The sequence below is a fragment of the Rhodoferax sp. RT5P35 genome, assembly GCF_056521385.1.
Genome location: NZ_JBWMAX010000240.1, coordinates 1 through 1,178, shown reverse-complemented (window position 1 = coordinate 1,178; position 1,178 = coordinate 1). Strand labels below are relative to the sequence as shown.

Genomic DNA, 1,178 nt, shown 5'->3' with positions numbered 1-1,178 from the left:
GTAGACCCGCGCTTTGGCGGCGGCAAGCTCAACAGCCGCACCGTGGACGAACTGGTGGAGCTGACCACCCTGGGCGGCGAGGAAGCCCTGTTCTACAAGGCCTTTCCGATCCACGTGGCCATCCTGCGCGGCACCACCGCCGACACCGCGGGCAACATCACCATGGAAAAAGAGGCGCTGACGCTGGACGGCCTGTCGATGGCCATGGCGGCGCGCAACGCGGGTGGCATCGTGATCGTGCAGGTGGAGCGCATTGCCGAGGCGCATTCGCTGAACCCGCGCGAGGTCAAGATCCCCGGCGTGCTGGTCGACTGCGTGGTGCTGGCCCGGCCCGAGAACCACTGGCAGACCTATGCCGAACCCTACAGCGCGGCCTTTAGCGGCAGCCTGCGCGTCCCTGCGGGCCAAGCCGAGGCGCTGGCCCTGGACGCACGCAAGATCATCGCCCGCCGCGCCGCGCTGGAGCTGCGCGCCAACAGCGTGGTGAACCTGGGCATCGGCATGCCCGAGGGCATTGCCAGCGTGGCCGCCGAAGAAAAGATCACCGACCTGATCACCCTGACCGCCGAGCCCGGCGTGGTGGGCGGGGTACCAGCCAGCGGCCTGAACTTTGGCGCCGCCACCAACACCGATGCGGTCATCGACCAGGGTTACCAGTTCGACTTCTACGACGGCGGCGGGTTGGACATCGCCTTCCTCGGGCTGGCCCAGGCCGACCGCGAAGGCAACCTCAACGTCAGCCAGTTCGGCCCCAAACTGGCGGGCGCGGGCGGCTTCATCAACATCAGCCAGAACGCCAAAAAGGTGGTGTTCGTGGGCACCTTCACCGCCGGGCGGCTGCAGCTGCAGATCCACGGCGGGCTGCTGCGCATCGTGCAAGATGGCACAACCCACAAGTTCGTCAACGCCGTGGAGCACCGCACCTTCAGCGGGGCGCATGCCGTCGCGCGCGGCCAGCAGGTGCTGTTCGTCACCGAGCGCTGTGTGTTTGCCCTCACGCAGCAGGGGCTGGCGCTGCAGGAAATCGCGCCGGGCGTGCACCTGGGGCGCGACATCCTGGCGCAGATGGACTTCACCCCGCTGATGGAGCAGCCCCCCCGGCTGATGGACGCGCGCATCTTTGCCGATACCCCCATGGCGCTGCGCGACACGCTACTGGCCGTGCCCCTGGCGCAGCG

Annotated in this window: 1 protein-coding gene; it reads left to right on the top strand. The window is 68.3% G+C overall.

Going from position 1 to position 1,178, the window contains the following annotated elements:
- The coding region (locus tag AC097L_RS25315) for an acyl CoA:acetate/3-ketoacid CoA transferase (protein ID WP_479589464.1) at positions 1 to 1,178 on the top strand (1,178 nt) is incomplete at both ends.